A 21,024-nucleotide genomic window follows, 5' to 3' on the forward strand; every position below is an offset into this window, starting at 1 on the left:
ACCAGAGCTAGCGGTGAGGGGCGCTCATCTCCTACTTTCGGCATAGGATTTTCCGGATCAAGGTCGAGGGGCGGCGGGATGAGCCGGACGGTGCTGGTGGTCGGCGGCGGCTGTAGTGGGACGCTGGTCAGCCGGGAACTGCTGCGCGGTACCTCCGATTCGGTGGTGCTGGTCGATCCCTCGCCGGGTCCCGGCACAGGCATCGCGTACGGTCCGGCGGCCCGGCCGTGGCACCTGCTCAACTCGCCGGCCGGCACGATGAGCGCCGACCCGGATGCGCCGGGGGACTTCGTCGACTTCTGCCGTTTGCGGCGGCCTACCGCCGGCGCCGGCGACTTCATGCCCCGGAGTTGGTACGGCGACTACCTCCGGCAGACGCTCGACACCGCGTACCGGTACGGGGCCGGGCGGTTGCGGATCCGCCGCGACCGGGTCAGCCGAATCGTCGCCACCACTGGCGGGGTCGACGTCGAGTTCGAGTCGGGGGCCCGCTCGGCGGCCGACCGGGTGGTGCTCGCCATCGGCGCACCCGGCTCCGGGGACCCGGTTGCCCGCTGGTCGGTGGGGGACGACGGCCGCTCTGGATACGTCCGCGACCCCTGGGCGCCGGGTGCGCTCGACGCGGTCCCGACCGACCGGCCGGTGCTGCTCCTCGGTACCGGTCTCACCGCCGTCGACGTGGCGCTCAGCCTGGCCGAGGCCGGTCAGCGTGCCCCGATGGTCGCGGTATCGCGTCACGGTCTGCTGCCGAACTCCCAACGTCGACCGGGTCTGCCGGTGCCAGCGCAGAGCGGGCTGCCCGAGTCGGCGCCGTCGTTGCGTCAGCTCGTCCGGCAGCTCCGCGAACTGGTCCGGGAAGGTGCTGACTGGCGGGCCGTGGTCGACGGGTTGCGGCCCCGGCTGGACGGTCTCTGGGAGAGCCTCTCCCCGGCGGACCGGGAACGGTTCCTGCGGCACCTGGCCCGGCACTGGGAGGTGCACCGGCATCGGATGGCGCCGGAGATCGCCGACGAACTCGACCGGCTGCGGGCGAGCGGTCTGCTGACCGTACGGGCCGCGACGGTCGGGGCGGTCACGCCGGGGCCGGCGGGCGGACTGGAGGTACGCCTGGACCACGCTGGTCCGGCTCGGGTCGGCACCTTGGCGGGGACCGGTGAAGAGGTCACCGCGTTCGGCGCTCTGGTCAACTGCACCGGCCCGGGGCGGTTGCCGGCGTCGGCGGACCCCCTGGTGCGGCGACTGCTCGCGGACGGACTCGTCCGACCCGGGCCGTACGGCCTCGGCCTGGACGTGGACGGCAGCGGCGCGCTGTACGGGCGGGACGGGTCGGTCGACGGCGTGCTCTGGACCGTGGGCCCGCCCCGGCGGGGACGGTTCTGGGAGACCACCGCCGTGCCGGAGATCCGTAACCAGGCGCGGGCGCTCGCGACCCGGTTCGCCACCCGGGAGGATGCGCCGAGCCCACTCGCCGTCGCGGTCTGAGCCCGATCGATACGGGCCACGCGGCGGTCCCGGCCCGGACGGGGCTGGACAAGATCCCGACTTGACGAGTAGGAATTGTCGGGTAGGGGATCGGCGCCACCGCCGAGCCGACGAGCGCGCACGCTTCGCCCGGATGGACTCGGTCGGTCAGGCGAGGATGGCGGCGCTCAACGCGGGGACGACCACCGGTCTCACCATCGCGCCGAACCTCTGGGCCGGTGTCGGTCTGGTCCGGGAGGGAGCCGGCACCGCGTTGGTCGGCAACTACGCGGAGGTCGCCGCCCGGCTCGACGAGTAGCGCTCGGCGTGGACGAGTTCGTACTCTCCGCCTGGCCGCACCGGGAGGAGGCGTACCGGGTCGGTTGGGAGGTGTTGCCACTCACCCGCCTCGGCGCGGCGGCGTCGGCCGACGCGCTCCGGGAGGATCCGGGGTCGGCGGTCGGGGCAACGTCACGGCGCGCGGGTGTGGGGACGCGCTAGGGTCGGGTCGTGGCGGCACGGAGATCAAAGATTCCAGCAACGAAGTACCCGGTCGAGCGGTTCACCCTCGACAACGGCCTACGGGTGGTGCTGACCCCGGACCGCAGCGCGCCGGTGGTGGGCGTGGCGGTCGTCTACGACGTGGGCATCCGCTCCGAACCGGAGGGCCGGACGGGCTTCGCCCACCTCTTCGAGCACCTGATGTTCCAGGGGTCGGCGAATCTGGAGAAGCTCGCCCACTTCAGGTACGTGCAGGGCGCTGGCGGAACCTTCAACGGCTCCACCCACCTGGACTACACCGACTACTTCGAGACGTTGCCGAGCAACGCCCTCGAACGCGCGCTCTTCCTGGAGGCCGACCGGATGCGCGGTCCCCGGCTGACCGAGGAGAACCTGCGAAACCAGGTCGACGTGGTCAAGGAGGAGATCCGGGTCAACGTCCTCAACCGCCCGTACGGCGGTTTCCCCTGGCTGCGGCTGCCGCCGATCATGTTCGACACCTTCCCGAACGCGCACGACGGCTACGGTTCCTTCGACGACCTGGAGAGCGCCACCGTCGAGGAGGCAGCCGACTTCTTCGACCGCTACTACGCCTGCGGCAACGCCGTCCTCGCGGTCAGCGGCGACCTGGACGTGGCGCAGACCCAGGAGCTGGTCGAACGGCACTTCGGCTCGGTGCCGGCACGGCCCGCGCCGGTGCGGCCGAGCTTCGCCGAGCCCGACCTCACCGCCGAGCGGCGGCAGGCGTACACCGACCGGCTGGCGCCCCTGCCCGCGGTCGCCACCGCCTGGCGGGTGCCGGACCCGATCGCCGACCTGGCCGGTTACCTGCCGTACGTGGTGCTGGCGGAGGTGCTCACCGACGGTGATGCCTCCCGGCTGGTCGAGCGGCTGGCACTGCGGGACCGGACGGTTACCAGCATCGGCGGCTACCTCGGCCTGATGGGCGAGCCGTTCGGCGTACGGGACCCCACGGCACTGCTGGTCGAGGCGCACCTGCCTCCGGGTGGCGACGTGGACAAGGTGCTCCGGACGATCGACGAGGAGGCCGCCCGGGTGGCCACCGACGGGCTGGTCGACGGTGAACTGGCCCGGACCCAGGCCCGGATGGCCACCCACCTGTTGCGTGGCACCGACGCGGTGCTCGGCCGGGCACTGCAGATGGCCGTGCTGGAACAGCAGCGCGGCGCCCCCGACCTCCTCAACGACCTGCCCCGGCTGATCGGCGAGGTCACCGAGGAACAGGTACGGGCCGCCGCCGCCAGCCTGCGTCCGGAACGCCGGGCGGCCGTCGAGGTCATCCCCGGAGGAACGAAGTGACGCTATCCCTGCCCGCGCTGGGGCCGAACCGCAAGCTCAAGGTGCCGACCGGGGCCGAGCGGACGCTCTCCAACGGGCTGACCGTGATCGCCATCCGCCGGCCCTCCGTGCCCCTGGTCGAGTTGCGCCTCTGGGTGCCGTTCGGTCGGGCGCCGCTGGCTCGGGGCGTACTGCTGTCGCAGACCCTGCTCTCCGGCACCAGCACCATGTCCAACCTGGACATCGCCGCCGAGTTGCAGAAGGTGGGCGGCGGGTTGGCCGCCGGTGCGGACCCGGACCGGCTGATGATCTCCGGTAACGGGCTGGTCAGCGGGCTGGACCGGATCCTGGAACTGCTCTCCGAGGTGGTCGTCGACGCGGCCTATCCGGCCGGTGAGGTCACCAACGAGCGGGACCGGATGATCGAGCACATCCAGGTGGCGAAGAGCCAGCCGTCGCACCTGGCCCGCGAGGCACTGCTGCGCCGGATGTACGGCAAGCACCCGTACGCGGTGCAGACGCCGGAGCCGGAGCAGGTACGGGCGGTCCGGCCGGGTCAGCTCCGTACGCTGCACGCCGACCGGGTGCATCCGAACGGGGCGGTGCTGGTCATCGTCGGTGACGTACGGCCGGAGCGGGCGCTGGACGCGGCCGAGGCGACACTCGGCCAGTGGAAGGGTGCGGGGAGGCCGGCCGAGTTGCCACCCGCGCCGGCGTTGGCGCCCGGTCCGCTGGTGCTGGTCGACCGCCCCGACTCGGTGCAGTCGTCGCTGCGGATGGCGCTGCCGGCGGTGCCGCGTACCCACCCGGACCACGCTCCGCTGCACCTGGCGAACCTGATCTTCGGCGGTTACTTCTCGTCCCGTTGGGTGGAGAACATCCGGGAGGACAAGGGCTACACGTACGGGCCGCATTCGGTGATCGAACACGCGCTGGCCGGGTCGGCGTTGGTCGTCGCCGCGGACGTGGCCACCGAGGTGACCGGTCCGGCGCTGCTGGAGACGGTGTACGAGTTGGGTCGGCTGGCGTCGTTGCCGCCGAAGGAGGACGAGCTGGAGCAGGCCCGGCAGTACGCTCTCGGCACCCTGCAACTGGGCATGTCGACGCAGGCCGGGCTGGCGGCGCTGGCGAGTGCGTACGCCGGATTCGGGTTGCGGTTGGACTTCCTCGCCGAGCACTCGGCCCGACTGGCCCGGGCGACCCGGGACGAGGTGGCCGCCGCCGCGGCGAAGTACCTGGCGCCGTCCCGGGCGGTCACCGTGGTGCTCGGTGACGCCGCCCGGATCGCCGGGCCGCTCAGCGCGCTGACCCCGGTCGAGTCCCCGGTCGAGTCGTCGTGACCGGTCTGGTCGACCCCGCCGGTCCGCCGTTGGCCCGTACCACCCTGGACCGGGCGGCACACCGGCGCAACGATCCGGAGTGGCTGGCGCGGGCGTGGGAACAGGCCCGGGTGCTGGTGGTGGACATCGCCGAAGGCGGTCGGGCCCTGGCCGGTGCCGGACCGGGCCGGCCCACGCTGCTGCTGTTGGCGGCGGCGGAGGTGCCGGAGGGGGCCACCGCGCGGCTCTTTCTCGGGGTGGAGCCGGACGGCACCCCGGTCTTCGCGGTCGACGGGCCGTTGCCGGTCATACCGGAGACCCGGGCCGTCTCGCTGCGTGAGGTGGGGCATCTGCTCACCGACTCCGACGCCGGGCTTTTCACCACTGCCGTGGCGTTGGGCAACTGGCACGCGCGGCACGCGTACTCCTCGACCACCGGACTGCCGACCACGGTGACCGACGCGGGTTGGACCCGGGTCGACGAGAGCGGCGGTCATATCTGGCCGCGTACCGATCCGGCGATGATCGTGCTGGTGCACGACGGCAAGCCTGGTCTGGACGGGCGGTGCCTGCTCGGGAACAACGCCGCCTGGCGTCCGCACGACGGGGTCCGCCGTTTCTCCTGTCTGGCCGGTTACGTCGAGCCGGGGGAGTCGGCTGAGGCGGCGGTGCACCGGGAGGTGTCGGAGGAGGTCGGGATCGGTCTCGACCACGTGGAGTACGCGGGCAGTCAGGCGTGGCCGTTCCCTGGCTCGTTGATGCTGGGGTTCTTGGCACATGCCGATCCGGCGCAGCCGGTGCGGGTCGATCCGGAGGAGATCGCCCATGCCCGCTGGTTCACCCGTCGGGAGATCGCCGATGTGCTGGCGGGGACGCCGGTCGACGCGGACGAGGGGAACCGGGTGGGGCTGCCTCCGCCGTCGAGTATCGCGCTCTACCTGGTGCACCGCTGGCTCGACGAGTCCTGAGCCGGCTGGAGGCGAGCCCTAGGGCCCGCTCCGGGTCGGTTGTCTCGGTTGACGAATCTTGGCCCGTGACCGTCGTTGCCGCGGCGGTCACGGGCCAAGATCATTGCCGTCGCCGCCGGCTGTGGCGTGGTGCACGGCGGGGGAGCCGGGCCGGCGCACGACGGTCGTTCATCGGGTGGTGCGTGGTGGTGCGGTGGTGCCGGCCGGCTGCTCCTGCCACTCGGCCGGCGGTCGGCACTGGGTGTCGTGCAGTGGCAGAACCTTCACCCGCTGGCGTCCGGACCGTACGGCCCCGACGGTGGAGAGGGCGCGGGCCAGCACCAGTGCGGCGTCCAGGTCGTCCGCGCGGACGATCTGGCGGCGATGCTCGGGGGCGGTCTGTTCGTCGCGGAGGCGGCCTCCGTCGGCCCAGATCGCGGCCAGGTCGTCGTCGGCTGCGGTACGGATGTCGGTGCGAACGATCAGAAACCGCATGGGCGTCTCCGGGATGAACCGTGACGGATGATGTTCGTGCAATCACTGAACGGAGTCGATTGGTGGAACTTCCACGTGACCCCACACGCCATGTTACGCACCGGAGCGCCGCCGGCAAGTGATACGCGCTGATTGGTTTCGCGGGTCAGCCAAATGGGTGATGGCTGCTCAGTGCCGGTGTCACAGTGGATCACCGGTGGGCGAAGGTCATGTCGTCGGCCGAGGAAACGGCAATCCGTTGTGCCGCAAGGTGACGCAGCGCTGCTACCGGCTCCGTTGTGGAACCACGCAGGGTTGACCGGACCTCGGGACACCGGAGCGCCGCCCCGGACGAGATCCGGGCGGCCGGCCCGCGTGGTGTCGGTGCCGGCCGCCCGCCCTCGTTGATCCGGGACCCGCTGGGGAGGTACCGCTCAGTTCAGGTCGTACTCGCCCTCGGCGAGAACCAGGCCGAATTCGTTCCTGGCGAAAATCAGATCGAACTCGCCGTCCTTGGCCCCGGCGATGAAGTCCAGCCACCGGGTACGGGCGAAGACCAGGACCGGTCCACCCCGATCCTTGCTGTCGCGCAGCGCCACCGGCGCCCGGTCGTCACCGAGCGGGGCAACCTCGACGCAGTTCGAGGTCTGGCTACGTGAACTGGTCCGCCAGGCGGCGCGGGCGAGATGCTCGCCCAGCGGATCGGGCGCCGGGGACGTCCGGGCTGTCTCCATGGTCAGCTCCTACCTGACTGGTGCATCGTGACGGGTGGCCGTCCCTCCAACGGCGCCCGGCCGCGGGGAGTCACTGTCCGGTCAGGCGTTCGGTTCGCCGTCGCTGGGTCGGGGGTGTCACCGGCCCCCGGGACGGCGTCGGTCGCCCCGGTTCGCCGTACCCCCGCCCGGCCATCTCGGCCAGCCACGACAGCGTGTCCTCCGGGGTCATCGCCGCCGCCTGCAGCCACTCGAAGACCACCGTATAGCGGTCCAGTTCGTCGCGGTCGTTGAGCACCTGGTTGGTGGAGTGTCCCTCGATCGCCAGCGTTTCCGGATCCTGCGGATCGGCGAACCGGTAGAGCGAGAAGCCGGTGTGCGGCATGTACCAGTTGGCCACCCGGGCGTCCCTGGTCAGCACCTGCAAGGTCACATTCGGCAGGGTCGCGAGCTTGCAGAGCTGGTTGAGCTGCGCCCGTACGACCTCCGGCGGTCCGGCCCGACGACTCAGCGCGGACTCCTCCAACACCGCGGAGTAGCGCGGTGGGGCCACGTCTCGGACAAGGAGCGACTGCCGGGACATCCTGGCCTCGACCTCGGTCTCCGGATCGTCCACGTCCGACCCGGCGTCGGCGGTGTGGCTGCCCAGCGGGCGGAAGGAGACGATCCGGGTACGGGCGTACTCCCTGGTCTGGAGTAGTCCGGGAACGACGAAGGGACTGTACTCACGGATGTCCGCGCAGCCGGCCTCCAACTCGGCGAAGCTGCGCTGACGTGGGGTCATCGCCCGGTACGAGCGCAGCCAGCTCCGTACGTCGCCCGCCTCGCGGGTGATCGCTTCGAGTTCGTCGCGCAACGGTCCGGTGACCCCGTAGAGCTCCAGCAGGTCGCGTACGTCGCGCGGGTCGGGTCGACTGCGGCCGTTCTCCAGTCGGGAGAGTTTCGACGCGGACGCCCAGCCGATCTGTTCGATGACCTGGTCACCGGTGAGTCGGGCGGTCTCGCGTAGGCGGCGTAGCTCCAGGCCGAGTCGGCGTCGGCGCAGGTGCGGGCTCGGCGGCGTACCTTTTGGTTGGGCCGGGTTGGGTTGAGCTGGAGGCAACGGGTCCTCGCTCTCGATCGTGTCGTGCCCGGCGGTTGCCGGGCACCGTGTCGAGCCCGGCGGTTGCCAGGCGATGACCGGTTCAGACTGCCCCCCACGGTCAGTATGCCGGTCGTCGCGCTCCGCCGACGAACCGTGCGCGGCGTGTCCTAGAAAGGATCTCTTTCCAAAGAAAGCTTTTGAAAGCTACGCTTCCGCCCATGCCGCAACCGGCCGTCGGGGACATTCGGGACCCACGGATGCTGCGTGCCATGGCCCACCCGCTGCGGCTGCGCATCCTCGACGCGGTGGCGTTCTGTGGCTCGGCCACCGCCACGGAGGTCGCCGAGCAGGTCGGCGAGAGCACGGCGAACTGTTCCTGGCACCTGCGCCAACTGGCCCGATACGGCTTCGTCGAAGAAGCCGGCGGAGGCACCGGGCGTCAACGACCCTGGCGGATCGTGCTGGACCGGCACCGCTGGGGCCTCGGTGGTGCGGATTCGACCCGGGTGGGGCAGGCCGCCCACCAGGTTCTCCTCGACGTCGAATACCAGGCGTTGCGCGAGTGGCTGGGCAACCGGCACGAGGAATCCCCACAGTGGCGCGGCGCGGGCTTCCTCACCCAGGCGGTCGGCTGGTGTACGGCCGCGCAACTCGCCGAGATCGGGGCGGCCATCAACGAGGTGCTGACCCGCCGGCTACCCGACCCGATCGACCCCGAAGCTCGACCCCTCGATTCGCGACCGGTCCGCTTCATTGCCTGGGGCGTGCCGGCTCGGCCATCCGAGCCGGCCACCGCCGACGACGGCTAGCGCCGTTCCCCGTGCACGAAGGGACCCCCTCGTCATGCGTGCCATCCTCCGCCGCCCCGACTTCCGACTCCTCTTCGGAGGGCTCGTCGCCAGCATGGTCGCCGAGTCGATCCTGCTCCTCGCGCTGGCCATCTGGGTCAAGGACCTGACCGGTTCCGACGGGATGGCCGGAGCCACCGTCTTCGCGATCGTGGCGCCCATGGCGCTGGCGCCACTGGTCGGCTGGATGGTGGACCGGTACCCTCGGCGGCCCTTCTTCATCGGCGTCAACCTCTGCACCGCGTTCCTGCTCACCCCGCTCTACGCCGTCCAGGATCGGGGTGACGTGTGGATCATCTACGGGGTCGGCGCCCTCTACGGGCTCTCCTACATCGCGCTCAGCGCCACCCTGATCGGATTGATCAAGGAGATTGTCCCGGGCGACCTGCTGGCCGAGGCGAACGCCACCCTGCAAACCGTCAAGCAGGGGCTGCGTCTGGTCGGTCCGCTGGCCGGCGCGGCGCTCTACGCCGGGTTCGGCGGCTGGGCGCTGGCCACGCTCGGCGCGCTGGGCTTCCTGGCCGCAGCCGCCGCGGTCAGTCGAATGCGGGTACGGGAGTCTGCCCCCTCGCCCGCCCAACCGCGCTGGCTCGCCGAGATCGGCGCCGGCGGACGGCACATGCTCGGTGACCCGGCACTGCGTCGGGGAGTGGTCGGCACCTCGTTGACCATGCTGGTGCTCGGGTTCAGCGAGTCACTGATCTTCGCGTACGTCGACCGGGGGCTCGGCCACCCGCCCGCCTTCGTCGGCGTGCTGTTGACCGTGCAGGGGGTCGGCGGTCTGCTCGGCGGCCTGTCGTCCGCCACGATCGTGGGGCGCCTGGGCGAGGTCGGGGCCCTGGCCACCGGGGTGGGGATCTTCGCGCCGGCGGTGCTCGCCCTGGTCCACCCGAATCTCTGGCTCGGGTTCGTCGCGATGGTGATGGCCGGCTTCGCGCTGCCGATCGTGATCGTCTCGCTCAACACGCTGACCCAGCGGCGTACCCCGGTGTTGCTGGTCGGCCGGGTCGCGGCGGCCTCCGAGGCGGTGGTCAGCGGTCCGCAGTCGCTCTCCATCGGGCTCGGCGCGGTGCTGGTCGGCGCGGTCGACTACCGCCTGCTCTTCGCGCTGATGGCAGCGGCCATGCTCGCCGTGGCCCGCTACCTGTGGTTGGGACGTCGCCTTTCCCCACCGTTGGCGCCCCGGCCCGCGCCGCTCGACGACGCGCTCCCGGAGGTCCGGATCCCCACCGCGACCCCCACCCCTGAGCCCACCGCCTGAGCCCACCGCCTGATCCTGCCCGCCGGCCGCACCCCTGGTCGATCATGAAGTTGGCGGCGTGACACGCCGGGGGGCGGAGCGCCAACGTCATGATCGACAACAGCGGGCGGGACGGCCGGGCGGGGTGGCTCAGCTGGTGGGGGCGGAGGCGGCAGCCAGACGGGCCTTGACCTGGGTGATCGACGGGTTGGTGAGGGCGGTGCCGTCGGGGAAGAGGACCGTGGGCACGACGGCGTTGCCGCTGTTCACGCTCATCACGTACTGCTCCGCCGCCGGGTCCTGCTCGATGTCGACGACCTGGTAGGCGATCCCCTCCCGATCAAACTGTGACTTGAGCCGGTGGCAGTATCCGCACCAGGACGTCGAGTACATGGTCAGCATGATCAGGTCCTCCAGATGTTCGTCGATCGACAGGCTAACCGCTGTAACGCCGGAGCCGGCTGCGATGATTCCTAGCTGTGGCGGTTGACTCAAGCGCGGAACGGGTGCTGGCCGGACTCGATCCCGAGCAGCGCGCCGCGGTGACGGCGGTCGCCGGCCCGGTCTGCATCCTGGCCGGCGCCGGCACCGGAAAGACCAGGGCGATCACGCACCGGATCGCGTACCGGGCGCTCTCCGGCGAGATCGCCGCCCGGCATGTGCTCGCGGTCACCTTCACCGCGCGGGCCGCAGCCGAGATGCGGGCCCGGCTCACCGCGCTCGGCGTGGGTGGCGTCCAGGCCCGTACGTTCCACGCGGCGGCGTTGCGCCAGGTCCGCTACTTCGCGCCCCGGCTGCTGGAGGGGCGGCCGATGCCGGAACTGCTCGACAGCAAGGTGCGCCTGGTGACCCTGGCCGCCGCCCGATCCGGGTTGCGGACCGACCGGGCCGCCGCCCGGGACCTCGCGGGCGAGATCGAGTGGGCCAAGTCGTCGCTGGTCGAGCCGGCGGAGTACGTGGTGGCCGCGGCCAAGGCGCTGCGGGAGACCCCGCACGAGCCCGCCCGGGTGGCCGAGGTGTTCGCCGCGTACGAGCAGATCAAACGCGCCAACGGGGTGATCGACTTCGAGGACATGCTCCGGGCGGCGGTCTGGGGCATCGAGGAGCACCCGGACGTCGCCGAGCAGGTACGCGCCCAGTACCGGCACTTCGTCGTGGACGAGTACCAGGACGTCAACCCGCTGCAGCAGCGGCTGCTCGACGCCTGGCTCGGCGGGCGGGACGACCTGACCGTGGTCGGCGACGCCAGCCAGACCATCTACTCCTTCACCGGGGCGACCTCGGGATACCTGGTCGACTTCCCCCGTCGCCGCCGGGATGCGGTGGTGGTCCGGTTGGTCCGGGACTACCGCTCCACCCCGCAGGTGGTGGGGCTGGCCAACGCGGTGATCCGGCAGGCCCGGGGTACCGAGGCGCAGCTACGGCTGGAACTGGTCGGGCAGCGGCCACCGGGCGCCGAACCGGACCTGCGGATCTTTCCCGACGAGCCGGCCGAGGCGGCGGCGGTCGCGGCCCGCTGCCGGCAACTCGTCGCCTCCGGCACGCCGGCACGGGAGATCGCCGTGCTGTTCCGTACCAACGCCCAGTCGGAGGCGTACGAGAAGGCGCTGGCCGAGGCGGAGGTGCCGTACCTCGTACAGGGCGCCGAGCGGTTCTTCGAGCGGACCGAGGTGCGCCAGGCGATGATCGCGTTGCGCTCCGCCGTGCGCTCGACGCCGGCCGGGACGCCGCTGGTCCAGGCCGTGGTGGACGCGCTGGCGGCGGTCGGCTGGGCCCGCGAGCAACCCCCGCCGGGAGGTGCGGCCAGGGAACGCTGGGAGGCGCTCGCCGCGCTGGTCCAGCTCGCCGAGGAGTACGCGAGCACCCCCAAGCTCCTCCCCCTGGGGGATGCCACCGTGGCGAGCGGTGAGGCTGCCGGTCGTACGGTGGCGGGCGACCCGGTCGGCTGGGTGGAGCGCGCGGTGTCGCTCGCCGAGTTCGGCGAGGAGTTGCAGCGGCGGGCGACCCAGCAGCACGTACCGACCGTGGACGGGGTCACCCTGGCCTCCCTGCACTCGGCGAAGGGTCTGGAGTGGGACGCGGTGTTCCTGGTCGGGCTCGCCGACGGCACCCTGCCCACCACGTACGCGAAGACGGCCGAGCAGGTCGAGGAGGAGCGGCGGCTGCTCTACGTCGGAGTGACCCGGGCCAGGGAATGGCTCTGGTTGTCGTACGGCTCGGCCCGCTCGCCCGGCGGACGGCCCCGCCGACCGTGCCGCTTCCTGCCGCAGTTCGACCGTTCCGGCGGGGTGCGGGACACGCCCACCACCGCCGAGGGTCGGAAACCCGACTCTCGACGTCATCGGGTCGTCTCCTGCCGGATCTGCGGGGCGACCCTGCTCGCCGGGGTGGACCGCAAGCTGGGGCGGTGCGCGGACTGTCCGTCGGATCTCGACGACGAGCTGTACCGGCGGCTGTACGACTGGCGTGCCCGGGTCGCCAGCGCCCAGAAGGTCCCCGCGTACGTGGTGTTCACCGATGCGACCCTGACCGCGCTGGCCGAGCGGCGTCCGGTGGCGCCGGACGGGCTGTTGGCGATAGCCGGCATCGGTCCCCGCAAGCTGGGCCTGTACGGCGAGGCGGTGCTCGCACTCGTCGGTGGCGCGACGGTGGACGAGTTGGCCCCGGAAAAAACTTCGGTAATCGAGCCGTAAAACCGTTTGCCCTCGCCCCCGGATGAGGAATAGCCTCAAGGCACACCTCGCGAGCTGGGGCTTTCGCCCTGCTCAAGTGGGGTGACGACATGTTGGTAACGAGTGTGAGACAGGAGGCGAGACCAATGGAGATCTACCTGAACGAGCGACCGTCGGTGCAGCCGACTGTGCTCGCGCCGGTGTGGACGGACAGGACTCTGCTCTCCGTCTGCACTCCGTTGATTCCACAGGCGTACCAGGCTCCGGTTCAAGCCGAGCTGGTGCAGGCCGCCCTGGTCCAGGCCGAGCTGGTCCAGGCTGCCGTGTCCGCCGGAATCAATGGCACCAGTGGCTTCACGGGCGAAGGCATCCACCTGAGCAAGAAGCGGATGGATGTTCGCGGTGTTCCACCTCGAGGAAGGCCGGTCTGATCTACAGACCACCGGCTCACCTCGAGGCCGCGGAACCCGCTTACCGGGATCCGCGGCCTCAGTTTTTGTATCGCCACAAGTACGTAGGAACAGCGATCCACGAGATCGAAGCGCGAGAGAGAGGTGACCGGGCGATGAGTCTGGCGTTGGCCCCGCTTGACCTGAGTGTCGAGCTGGAGGCGAATCTGCCCTGCCGGAAGTTCGACCCCGACCTGTGGTTCGCCGACTCGCCCACCGAGCTGGAGCTCGCCAAGTCGCTCTGCGGGGACTGCCCGCTGCGCGTCGAGTGCCTGGCTGGTGCGGTGGATCGGGCGGAGCCGTGGGGCGTCTGGGGCGGCGAGATCTTCGAGCGTGGCGCGGTCGTTCCGCGCAAGCGGCCCCGGGGCCGTCCGCGTAAGGAGGACGTCGCACGGGACGTGATGTTGCGGGTCGAGGCCGAGGCGCGGTTGGCGGCCGATGGGCTGTCCGAGTCGCGTGGTGCTGTCCGGTTGGCGGCCTGACATGAACCCGATCGAGGTGTACGCCGGCACCCTGCCGGTACCGAACGTCTATCCGAACACCGTGAGCAGAAATCCTGTGGGAGTTGAAGAGATGTATCTGATCCACGAAGCGTTGTCCCGGGTCCGAATGCGACGGCCTCAGGCCGGTCGTCACACCACGCGCACTGAGGCAACCCGATCCGCCCGTGTCATCGCGATCGAGGCCCGCCGTCGGGCCGCCCGCGATCTGGGCTCCTTCTAATCGTTGAAGCGGTTGCGCCCGAGCATCGGGCGCAACCGCTGTACACCATCCCGCTGGTCGGTTCCCGACCAGCCTGACGAACAAGAGCGGATCCGGGTGCCACTGGCGCACCCGGATCCGCTCTTGTCATGTGTGACCGGCTGTCCCGGCCGTCGGGTTCAGGCGGGCGGGGCGAACCCGGGTAGCCACCGTTCCACGATCGCCCGGTACGGAGCCTTCGCCTCCAGTTGGGAGAGGATTCCGATCGAGCCGAGCGTGACCCGGTGGATCAGCAGGTACGACGGCGGCAGGTTGAGCTGCCGGCTGAGCTGGTACGCGGGTGACCTCGGGTTGGTGAGTCGGCCGGCCTCGACTCGTAGCCAGGCGCGGGTGAAGCGGAACTCCTCCACGGAGAGCGGCTCCAGCACCGGCATGATGAAGTCGAGGACTGCCTCCGCGTCGATCACCTCGTTCGGTTTGATGAACCCCTCGCCCCGCAGGCCGTCCACCACGGCCTCGGCCTCGCCGGCGAGCGCCAGCCGGACCAGTCGCCCGACCGGTTCGGGGTGGCCGCCGGGCAGCCGGGCCACCGCACCGAAGTCGATCACCCCGAGTCGGCCGTCCGGCAGTAGCCGGAAGTTGCCCGGATGCGGGTCGGCGTGGAGCAGCCCGGCCCGGCCGGGGGCGGAGAAGTGCAGGGTGGCGAGGTGCCGGCCGGCCTGGTTGCGCTCCTCCTCGCTGCCGCTGGCGATGATCTGGGACAGCGGGGTGCCCTCGACCCAGTCGGTGACCAGTACCCGCGGACTCGCCGCCACGACCTCGGGTACGAAGATCTCCGGGTCGCCCGCGTACGCGGCAGCGAAGGCCCGCTGCGATTCCGCTTCGAGTTCGTAGTCGAGTTCCTCGCTGATCCGGTCGCGGAGTTCGGCCAGGAGCGGTTTGATGTCGAGTCCGGGCTGGATGGCTCGGAACATGGTGCCGAGCCGGGAGAGCTGCTTGAGGTCGGCGAGGAGGGCGTCGCCGGCTCCGGGGTACTGCACCTTGACCGCTACCGGGCGGCCGGTAGCGGCGGTGCGGGCGGTGGTCTTCGCGCCCCGGCGGCGGGTGCCGGCCGGGACGACCGGGGGGCCGTTCCAGATCGCCCGGTGGACCTGCCCGATACTCGCCGCCGCAGCCGGTTTGTCATTGAATTCCAGGAAGTACGACTGCCAGTCCGGTCCGAGCTGTTCGCTCAGCACCTTGTGCACGCTCGCGGTCGGCAGCGGCGGCGCCGACTCCTGGAGCTTGGTCAGGGCCTGCCGGTACGGCGCGGCGATCTCCTCCGGCAGCGCCGCCTCGAACACCGAGAGCGCCTGGCCGAACTTCATCGCGCCGCCCTTGAGCTGCCCGAGCACGCTGAACAACTGTTCGGCCGTACGTTGCTGGATCTCGGCCGAGATCACCTCCGAGGCGAGCCCGGTGACGCGCTTGCCGACGCCGAGCACGGTCCGACCGGCGAAGCCGAGCGGCAGGGCGGCTAGCTTGGCGGTCCGGGAGACGGCCCGGCGTGGGATGTCGGTCACCAGATCATTGTTACCGACTTTCGGTGGTCACGGCCGCCGTCGCAGGGTGGCCCGGGCCACGGCGACCCCGGTGTCCGTTATTCCGTGGCGGTCGAACGCCGTCCACGCCGCCGAGACGTGCAGCCACAGGAGGGGTGTGGGGGCCAGGTCCGGCGGCGGAATCGCCCCGGTGTCCGAATCTCGACCGCCGCTCCGACGGTTTCGGGCGAGCCGCCGTCGAGAAATCCGAGCACTTCGCCGGTCGCGTATCCGACCGCGGCGATCAGCGTCGGGGTGGTGCAGGGCTGGAGCGCGGGTTCCGCGGCGAGTTGCGCGGCGAGTGCCGGCCACCCCGGGTCCCGGTCACGGCGGTGCAGGTCGCGGCAGTTGAGGCAGGGAGAGCCGCTGGCGGGCACCAGCGGCCCGACCACGGGTACGCCGTCGTGCAGGCTGAGCAGCAGGTGTGCCTGCCGGCGCTGGGCGTACCCGGCGGCGAGCAGGCCGGCTGGCCGGTCGGTGCCGACCTGGACCACCAGGCTGGCGCCGCTGCGGCGTACCGCCCTGGTCTCGGTGCCCGGGGCGGCGCGGGTGATGGCGTCGGCGACCGCCTCGGCCCGGGGACGGTGCAGGTCGGCGTTGACCGCCCCGCCTCCGACCACGTCGGTCATGTCCACCCGGCCGGCCAGGTCCGGCTGGACATGACCGACGCCGGCCTGGGCGAGGGCGACCGCGACGGGCCCGCCGAGCCGGCCCTGGCCGGTGACGACGACCCGGGCCGCCCGGCGGCGCCGGAGGAGCTGGGCGGGGGTGGCGGTCGCCTCGGGGCCGCGTAGGGCGATCGCCGTGGCTTCGCTGGCGAGCCGCTGCCGGTCCGGTTCGGGCAGGTCCGCGGGGAGCAGGGTGTGGGCACCGACGACCAGGCCCGCGCTGCGCAGGGTGTCGATCAGCGTACGGGCGTCTTCCCGTGCGATCCGTAGCCCTTCCGCGTGGTCCAGGATCATGCGTTCACTCCGGCTGCCGTCGAGCAGGTCGAGTAGGCGGGCGGCGCCGGGATCGGCCATCTCCAGCAGTACGGCGCGACTGGGGTCGAGGCCGAGTTGCAGGGTGTGCGGGTCTCGCCAGAGGCGGGCCAGGCCGGGGAGCAGGGTGGGGCGGGGAAGTGCGCTTCGTGTCATAGGTGACACGCTGTCATCGTTGCCCAACGATCGGTCGATCGTTATCCACAGGCAGTGGCGGCCATGCCGTGCACTATCCACAGAACTTTGCGGGTTATCCACAACTGGCGGGTAACTAGTGTCGTTCTCGGGACATCACAGCGGGTGTCCGTACCACGACAGAGGTGTGCGGGCCGCTACGTGGCGACAGGGCGGGAAGGGGCGGCCGATGGGCCACCCCTTCCCCGCGAAGTGATAGCGCGCAGCGGTCAGACCTTGGCCTTGCCGAGGATCCGGTTGACCGTCGTGCCGCAGACGGGGCATTTGCCCTTGGCCATGTTCATGCCCGTCTTGGACACCTCGACGTTGCCTTCGAAGTCGCGCTTTTCCTTGCACTTGACGCAGTACCCGTTGTAGGTCTGGGCCTTGTCGGCCACGGTGTCCTCCTCTTCCGTCGGGTCGCTCACCCGACGTCTGCCCGGCGGCGGGCCTCGAAGGCCCCGGCGCTGGGATTTCTCCGCGATCACCACTGTGTGACCGCCGGTCCGCGGACCCTACCCAGGTGCGGGAGGTTCCAGTCAGCAATGCGTCGGCACTGTGAGTAAGCCGACGACGAGAGTGTGCATGCCGGAATAGGTCGGATAAGTCAGTTTCGCAGGGACACGCCGGATGAACGCCTTCAGAACGGCATTCGGGGGTGCCGCGCAACGGAGCCGAGGTAGATCGTTTACCGTGGAGCCAGCCGCGCGTCGGCGGGCGTTCGTACGCCTCCGAGGGGCCGTGCCGCCCCCGCCGACGAGGCCGGTCAAATAATTTTTTCGGACGGTAGGCCGCTAACCGGGATTTTCCCGGCGCGTGTCGATGGGTTGACTCTTGCGGTCCCCTGGTCACTACGCATTAGTTTTCCTTCGTGAATGAAACCCGGGCTGTCGCGGACCGGTAATGGCTGGGGCGCGCAAGCCGGTCGTCGAGGTACGGCGCAGTGTGCGCCGGCGCCGGACGGTGTCCGCCTACCGCGACGGCGAGCGGGTCGTGGTGCTCATCCCGGACCAGTTCTCCCGCGCCGAGGAGAGCGAGTGGGTCGACCGGATGCTCGCCCGGCTGGCCGCCCGGGAGGAACGCACCGGCCGGTCCGACGACGACCTGCTGCTGCGGGCCCAACGGCTGATCGACCGTTACCTCGCCGAGCACGGTCGGGCGGCCGTCCCGGCAAGCGTCCGGTGGGTCACCAACCAGAACGGCCGCTGGGGCTCGTGCACGCCCGCCGACCGCACCATCCGGATTTCGCACCGGATCCAGGAGATGCCCGAATGGGTGATCGACTACGTGCTCCTGCACGAACTGGCGCACCTCGTCGTACCGAGCCACAACGCGCGGTTCTGGGCCCTGGTCGGGCGCTATCCCAAGACCGAGCGAGCCCGGGGCTATCTGGAAGGGGTGGCCGCCGCAGGGGTCAACCTGACCGACTGAGGCGGTCGGCGGCGGACTAGATTCGTCGGATGGCCCGACGTCTGGTGGTGACACTGTTGGGGCCGGTGCACTGGGCGCCCCCCGGCACCGACCCGATCCGCTGGCAAACCGCCCTGGCCGAGGACGTGGTCGACCTGATCGCCACGCTCAGTGAGGTCGAACCGGCGATCGCCGCCACCGCCGCCGAACGGCCGCTGGCCGACGCGGTGGCCTGGCCGGGAATGCCCATCTACGACCTGCCGGCACGGACCGTGGGCGCGGCGTTCGCCGCGGCGGCAGCCGACGGCTACGACCAGGCGGCGGTGATCGTCGCCGACGCGCCCGACCTGCCCGGCCTGATCCTGGGCAAGTTGCTCCGCCCACTGAGCAGCCGGAGGGTCGCGGTCGCCCCGGCCGGCCCCGGACTGCTCGGGGTGGCGGCGCGGCTGCCCGCGCCGGACTGGCTCACCGAGGTCGACCTGGACACGGCGGATGCCGACGCGCTTCGGGCCACCGCACCGGACCCGACCGAGGTGGCGGTCGCCCCGGGCTGGCGCCGGCTGCGCGGCCCGGCCGACCTGGCCACCCTGGACGTGGCGGTCGAGGGCTGGGAAACCACCCGGGCGCTCCTCTCCGCCGGCTGACCAGCGGAGAGGAACCGCCGGACTCAGGAAGGGTTCTTCTCCCCGGGGTGCTCCGGGCCCTCGTCGGTCTGGTCACCGCTGATGCGGTCACCGCCCTCCGGGCCGCCCGGCTGGGTGAAGTCGAACGTGTCCAGTTCGTTGAGGTCGAGCTGAGCGCGGGCGAAGCCCTCCGGGTCGGCGAACTCCTCGCCGGAGGGAAGCAGGTCCGGGTGCCCCCAGACGGCGTCCCGCCCGGCGATTCCCCGGTACTCGGTCAGCGCGGCCCAGAGCGCCGCGGCCTCCCGCAGCCGTCGGGGCCGCAACTCCAGCCCCACCAGAGCGGCGAAGGTCTGCTCGGCCGGTCCGCCCGCCGCCCGGCGGCGGCGGAACGCCTCGCCGAGCCTCACCACGTTCGGCAGCCGCTCTGCGGCGGCACTGTCGACGACGTGACAGACCCACCCCTCGACCAGGGCCAACGCTGTCTCCAGCCGGGCCAGCGACGCCTTCTGCGACGGTGTGTCCTCGGGGGTGAAGATGCCCTCCAGGGCCAGCGCCTGCACCGACTCGGGATTGGTCGGGTCGACCCGCCCCATCGCCTCCTCGATCGCCTCACGGTTGACCGTGATGCCCGCGGCGTACGTCTCGACGGCGGTGAGGACGTGTCCGCGCAGCCACGGCACGTGCCCGAAGAGCCGCTGGTGAGCCGCTTCGCGTAGCGCCACGTAGAGCCGAACCTCGTCCTCCGGCAACTCCAGGCCGGCGCCGTACTCCCGGATGTTCGCCGGGACCAGCGCGGCCGTGCCAGCCGGTCCGAGCGGCAGCCCGATGTCCCCGGCCGAGAGCACCTCGGCGGCGAGCGAGCCGAGCGCCTGGCCGAGCTGTCCGCCGAACAGGGCCCCGCCGAGGGTGGCGACCATCGACTGCATCGGGCCGAGCTGGGCGCGGGCCTCCGGTGGCACCAGGTCACCCATGGCCCCGACCATCCGGCCGGCGACCGGGTCGCAGAGTTTGCGCCAGACGTCGAGGGTCCGGTAGATCCACTCGTTGCGGTTCCACGCCACCGAGGTCTGGATGCCCGACGGAAGCGCGGAGCTGGGCTCCAGCCACAGGTCGGCGAGGCGCAGCGCCTCTTCCACGGCGTGTCGCTCGAACGGGGTGACCGCCGGGTCTCCGGTCGAGCTGAGCTGGCTGGCCGCCACCTGGCGGGCCAGGTCCCAGTTGACCGGGCCGCTGCCCGGGGCGGCGAGCAGTTGCTGCAGCTGAGCCATGAACTGCTGCATCTGCTGCGGGTCGTTGGGGTCAGGTGGCTGGCCACCGGGGAGCGCGAAGCCGAACGGAATATCAGGCACCCGTCCACGGTACGCGCGCGAAGGGGCAGAATGCCGGTCCACGAATTGTGCTCAGGGAGAACTAGGGGTTCGACCAGCGGGACCCCCATGGGGGCTCGGTACGCTCTGCCGCATGAGACGTCGCGGGGTCACAGTCCTGCTCGGTGCACTGCTCACCGCCCTGCTCAGCCTTGGCGTGGTCGGGACACCGATCCCGTACGTGGTGCTCGGACCCGGCCCGACGGTCAACACGTTGGGCTCCGAGGACGGCAAGGAGGTGATCAAGGTGACCGGCCGGGAGACCTCCAGTTCGGCGGGGCAGCTACGGCTGACCACGGTTGGCGTGCAGCCCGACGTGCGGCTGCTGTCGGCGATCTCCGGCTGGCTCTCGGACTCCGAGGCGGTGGTGCCGCGCGAGCTGATCTACCCGCCGGGGCAGACGCAGCAGCAGGTCGACGAGCGCAACGCCGAGGACTTCACCGCGTCGCAGACCAGCGCCGAGACCGCTGCCCTGACCGAACTGGGCTTCCCGGTGCAGGTCACGGTCAAGGTTGTCACCCCGGGCGGGCCGTCGGTGGACCGGCTCAAGCCCGATGACGTGATCACGACGGTGAACGGGCAGCCGGTCACCACCGCCACGAAGCTCACCGAGCTGGTCCGGGCCCAGCCGGCCGGCACCGCGCTCACCATCGGCTTCCAACGCGGCGGCGTCGCCTCGACCACCACCGTCACCACCACCGCCGCCAGCGGTCAGCCGCCGCGGATCGGGGTGGAGATCGAGCAGCGGCAGCCGCACCCGTTCGAGCTGAAGATCGACCTCAACGACATCGGCGGCCCCAGCGCAGGGCTCATGTTCACCCTGGGCATCATCGACAAGCTCACCCCCGAGGACCTGACCGGCGGGAAGATCATCGCCGGCACCGGGACCATCGACGACGAGGGCAACGTCGGGCCGATCGGCGGCATCCCGCAGAAGCTGGTCGGGGCGAAGCAGGCCGGCGCGGTCTCGTTCCTGGTGCCGGCGGACAACTGCGCCGAGGCGGTCCGCAATCCCCAGCCAGGTCTGCCGCTGTACCGGGTGGCCACGCTCAAGGACGCACTCAACGCGTTGAATCTGCTACGCACCGGAGGTCAACCGCCACGCTGTTGACCTAACGTGTTCACCTTGGGCTCATCCCGCTCAGGTGGACCCCGTACTCTGGGTGCCTGGTCGGAGCCGA

At 71.2% G+C, this 21,024-nt stretch carries 20 protein-coding genes and 1 pseudogene; 13 read left to right on the forward strand and 8 right to left on the reverse strand.

The annotated features are described in order from the left end of the window. The first annotated feature begins 78 nt into the window (after window positions 1-78). From ACIBF5_RS27680 to nudC, 5 genes and pseudogenes are all read left to right on the forward strand, one after another. Entirely contained in the window at window positions 79-1,482 is a 1,404-nt protein-coding gene (locus ACIBF5_RS27680; protein WP_396815814.1) for an FAD/NAD(P)-binding protein, read from the forward strand. Between the two features lie 106 nt (window positions 1,483-1,588). Further along, window positions 1,589-1,962, forward strand: a pseudogene (locus tag ACIBF5_RS27685) (alkanesulfonate monooxygenase); the annotation flags it as partial. 9 nt (window positions 1,963-1,971) lie between these two features. Beyond that, window positions 1,972-3,282: a M16 family metallopeptidase gene (locus tag ACIBF5_RS27690; protein WP_396815815.1), complete on the forward strand. Its 1,311-nt coding sequence runs from the start codon at window positions 1,972-1,974 to the stop codon at window positions 3,280-3,282. Further along, window positions 3,279-4,601, forward strand: a complete 1,323-nt coding sequence (locus ACIBF5_RS27695) for a M16 family metallopeptidase (RefSeq protein WP_396815816.1) — start codon at window positions 3,279-3,281, stop codon at window positions 4,599-4,601. Before ACIBF5_RS27690 ends, ACIBF5_RS27695 begins: the two co-directional genes overlap by 4 nt. Before the next feature lie 5 nt (window positions 4,602-4,606). Then, entirely contained in the window at window positions 4,607-5,548 is a 942-nt protein-coding gene (gene nudC, locus ACIBF5_RS27700; protein WP_396815859.1) for an NAD(+) diphosphatase, read from the forward strand. A 168-nt stretch (window positions 5,549-5,716) separates the two neighbouring features. Here nudC and ACIBF5_RS27705 read toward each other — a convergent pair whose 3' ends face one another. The 3 genes from ACIBF5_RS27705 to ACIBF5_RS27715 form a co-directional block, all read right to left on the reverse strand. Continuing rightward, window positions 5,717-6,022 (reverse strand): hypothetical protein, encoded by a 306-nt coding sequence (locus ACIBF5_RS27705; RefSeq protein ID WP_396815817.1) that lies wholly within the window; start codon window positions 6,020-6,022, stop codon window positions 5,717-5,719. A gap of 413 nt (window positions 6,023-6,435) precedes the next feature. After that, complete coding sequence (locus ACIBF5_RS27710; protein ID WP_396815818.1) at window positions 6,436-6,735, reverse strand: DUF397 domain-containing protein; 300 nt, start codon at window positions 6,733-6,735, stop codon at window positions 6,436-6,438. Between the two features lie 70 nt (window positions 6,736-6,805). Continuing rightward, the gene (locus ACIBF5_RS27715; RefSeq protein WP_396815860.1) at window positions 6,806-7,759 is read right to left on the reverse strand and encodes a helix-turn-helix domain-containing protein; all 954 of its coding nucleotides are present in this window, start codon (window positions 7,757-7,759) and stop codon (window positions 6,806-6,808) included. Between the two features lie 257 nt (window positions 7,760-8,016). Here ACIBF5_RS27715 and ACIBF5_RS27720 point away from each other — a divergent pair, with 257 nt between their 5' ends. Continuing rightward, window positions 8,017-8,607 carry a winged helix-turn-helix domain-containing protein gene (locus tag ACIBF5_RS27720; protein WP_396815819.1) on the forward strand — a complete coding sequence of 197 codons (591 nt, stop codon included), beginning with the start codon at window positions 8,017-8,019 and terminating at the stop codon, window positions 8,605-8,607. Window positions 8,608-8,641: 34 nt separating this feature from the next. Then, a complete protein-coding gene (locus ACIBF5_RS27725) occupies window positions 8,642-9,907 on the forward strand; it encodes an MFS transporter (RefSeq protein ID WP_396815820.1) in 1,266 nt (421 codons plus the stop codon). A gap of 129 nt (window positions 9,908-10,036) precedes the next feature. On the opposite strand, the gene ACIBF5_RS27730 is transcribed toward ACIBF5_RS27725, so the two are convergent. Further along, window positions 10,037-10,288 (reverse strand): mycoredoxin, encoded by a 252-nt coding sequence (locus ACIBF5_RS27730; RefSeq protein WP_396815822.1) that lies wholly within the window; start codon window positions 10,286-10,288, stop codon window positions 10,037-10,039. A gap of 77 nt (window positions 10,289-10,365) precedes the next feature. On the opposite strand from ACIBF5_RS27730, the gene ACIBF5_RS27735 reads away from it, so the two are divergent. The 3 genes from ACIBF5_RS27735 to ACIBF5_RS27745 all read left to right on the forward strand — a co-directional run bounded on the left by ACIBF5_RS27735 (window position 10,366) and on the right by ACIBF5_RS27745 (window position 13,489). Continuing rightward, the gene (locus ACIBF5_RS27735; RefSeq protein ID WP_396815823.1) at window positions 10,366-12,579 is read left to right on the forward strand and encodes an ATP-dependent DNA helicase UvrD2; all 2,214 of its coding nucleotides are present in this window, start codon (window positions 10,366-10,368) and stop codon (window positions 12,577-12,579) included. 125 nt (window positions 12,580-12,704) lie between these two features. After that, window positions 12,705-12,989, forward strand: a complete 285-nt coding sequence (locus ACIBF5_RS27740) for a hypothetical protein (RefSeq protein ID WP_396815824.1) — start codon at window positions 12,705-12,707, stop codon at window positions 12,987-12,989. Between the two features lie 134 nt (window positions 12,990-13,123). Beyond that, window positions 13,124-13,489 carry a WhiB family transcriptional regulator gene (locus tag ACIBF5_RS27745; protein ID WP_396815825.1) on the forward strand — a complete coding sequence of 122 codons (366 nt, stop codon included), beginning with the start codon at window positions 13,124-13,126 and terminating at the stop codon, window positions 13,487-13,489. Window positions 13,490-13,888: 399 nt separating this feature from the next. Here the strand turns inward: ACIBF5_RS27745 and ACIBF5_RS27750 are convergent, their stop codons facing one another. The 3 genes from ACIBF5_RS27750 to ACIBF5_RS27760 all read right to left on the reverse strand — a co-directional run bounded on the left by ACIBF5_RS27750 (window position 13,889) and on the right by ACIBF5_RS27760 (window position 16,841). Continuing rightward, window positions 13,889-15,271, reverse strand: coding sequence for an ABC1 kinase family protein (locus ACIBF5_RS27750; RefSeq protein ID WP_396815826.1), 1,383 nt, complete (start codon window positions 15,269-15,271; stop codon window positions 13,889-13,891). A 77-nt stretch (window positions 15,272-15,348) separates the two neighbouring features. After that, window positions 15,349-16,425, reverse strand: coding sequence for a ThiF family adenylyltransferase (locus tag ACIBF5_RS27755; RefSeq protein WP_396815827.1), 1,077 nt, complete (start codon window positions 16,423-16,425; stop codon window positions 15,349-15,351). Window positions 16,426-16,673: 248 nt separating this feature from the next. Further along, window positions 16,674-16,841 (reverse strand): DUF5679 domain-containing protein, encoded by a 168-nt coding sequence (locus ACIBF5_RS27760; RefSeq protein ID WP_199736319.1) that lies wholly within the window; start codon window positions 16,839-16,841, stop codon window positions 16,674-16,676. Window positions 16,842-17,346: 505 nt separating this feature from the next. Here ACIBF5_RS27760 and ACIBF5_RS27765 point away from each other — a divergent pair. Continuing rightward, window positions 17,347-17,874 carry a M48 family metallopeptidase gene (locus ACIBF5_RS27765; RefSeq protein ID WP_396815828.1) on the forward strand — a complete coding sequence of 176 codons (528 nt, stop codon included), beginning with the start codon at window positions 17,347-17,349 and terminating at the stop codon, window positions 17,872-17,874. A gap of 29 nt (window positions 17,875-17,903) precedes the next feature. Then, window positions 17,904-18,497, forward strand: coding sequence for a hypothetical protein (locus tag ACIBF5_RS27770; protein WP_396815829.1), 594 nt, complete (start codon window positions 17,904-17,906; stop codon window positions 18,495-18,497). Window positions 18,498-18,520: 23 nt separating this feature from the next. On the opposite strand, the gene ACIBF5_RS27775 is transcribed toward ACIBF5_RS27770, so the two are convergent. Further along, window positions 18,521-19,756, reverse strand: a complete 1,236-nt coding sequence (locus tag ACIBF5_RS27775) for a zinc-dependent metalloprotease (protein WP_396815862.1) — start codon at window positions 19,754-19,756, stop codon at window positions 18,521-18,523. 181 nt (window positions 19,757-19,937) lie between these two features. Here ACIBF5_RS27775 and ACIBF5_RS27780 point away from each other — a divergent pair, with 181 nt between their 5' ends. Next, window positions 19,938-20,954, forward strand: a complete 1,017-nt coding sequence (locus ACIBF5_RS27780) for a PDZ domain-containing protein (RefSeq protein WP_396815830.1) — start codon at window positions 19,938-19,940, stop codon at window positions 20,952-20,954. Window positions 20,955-21,024: the final 70 nt, after the last annotated feature.

The sequence above is a fragment of the Micromonospora sp. NPDC050417 genome, from assembly GCF_044458865.1.
In the GTDB taxonomy this organism is placed as follows: domain Bacteria; phylum Actinomycetota; class Actinomycetes; order Mycobacteriales; family Micromonosporaceae; genus Micromonospora_G.

What these genes read in the sequence shown, in the direction of transcription:
- ACIBF5_RS27680 (WP_396815814.1), top strand. Translation starts at nt 79, where the DNA reads ATGAGCCGGACGGTGCTGGTGGTCGGCGGCGGCTGTAGTGGGACGCTG.
- ACIBF5_RS27705 (WP_396815817.1), bottom strand. Translation starts at nt 6,022, where the DNA reads ATGCGGTTTCTGATCGTTCGCACCGACATCCGTACCGCAGCCGACGAC.
- ACIBF5_RS27710 (WP_396815818.1), bottom strand. Translation starts at nt 6,735, where the DNA reads ATGGAGACAGCCCGGACGTCCCCGGCGCCCGATCCGCTGGGCGAGCAT.
- ACIBF5_RS27720 (WP_396815819.1), top strand. Translation starts at nt 8,017, where the DNA reads ATGCCGCAACCGGCCGTCGGGGACATTCGGGACCCACGGATGCTGCGT.
- ACIBF5_RS27725 (WP_396815820.1), top strand. Translation starts at nt 8,642, where the DNA reads ATGCGTGCCATCCTCCGCCGCCCCGACTTCCGACTCCTCTTCGGAGGG.
- ACIBF5_RS27730 (WP_396815822.1), bottom strand. Translation starts at nt 10,288, where the DNA reads ATGCTGACCATGTACTCGACGTCCTGGTGCGGATACTGCCACCGGCTC.
- ACIBF5_RS27740 (WP_396815824.1), top strand. Translation starts at nt 12,705, where the DNA reads ATGGAGATCTACCTGAACGAGCGACCGTCGGTGCAGCCGACTGTGCTC.
- ACIBF5_RS27745 (WP_396815825.1), top strand. Translation starts at nt 13,124, where the DNA reads ATGAGTCTGGCGTTGGCCCCGCTTGACCTGAGTGTCGAGCTGGAGGCG.
- ACIBF5_RS27755 (WP_396815827.1), bottom strand. Translation starts at nt 16,425, where the DNA reads ATGACACGAAGCGCACTTCCCCGCCCCACCCTGCTCCCCGGCCTGGCC.
- ACIBF5_RS27765 (WP_396815828.1), top strand. Translation starts at nt 17,347, where the DNA reads ATGGCTGGGGCGCGCAAGCCGGTCGTCGAGGTACGGCGCAGTGTGCGC.
- ACIBF5_RS27770 (WP_396815829.1), top strand. Translation starts at nt 17,904, where the DNA reads ATGGCCCGACGTCTGGTGGTGACACTGTTGGGGCCGGTGCACTGGGCG.
- ACIBF5_RS27775 (WP_396815862.1), bottom strand. Translation starts at nt 19,756, where the DNA reads ATGCAGCAGTTCATGGCTCAGCTGCAGCAACTGCTCGCCGCCCCGGGC.
- ACIBF5_RS27780 (WP_396815830.1), top strand. Translation starts at nt 19,938, where the DNA reads ATGAGACGTCGCGGGGTCACAGTCCTGCTCGGTGCACTGCTCACCGCC.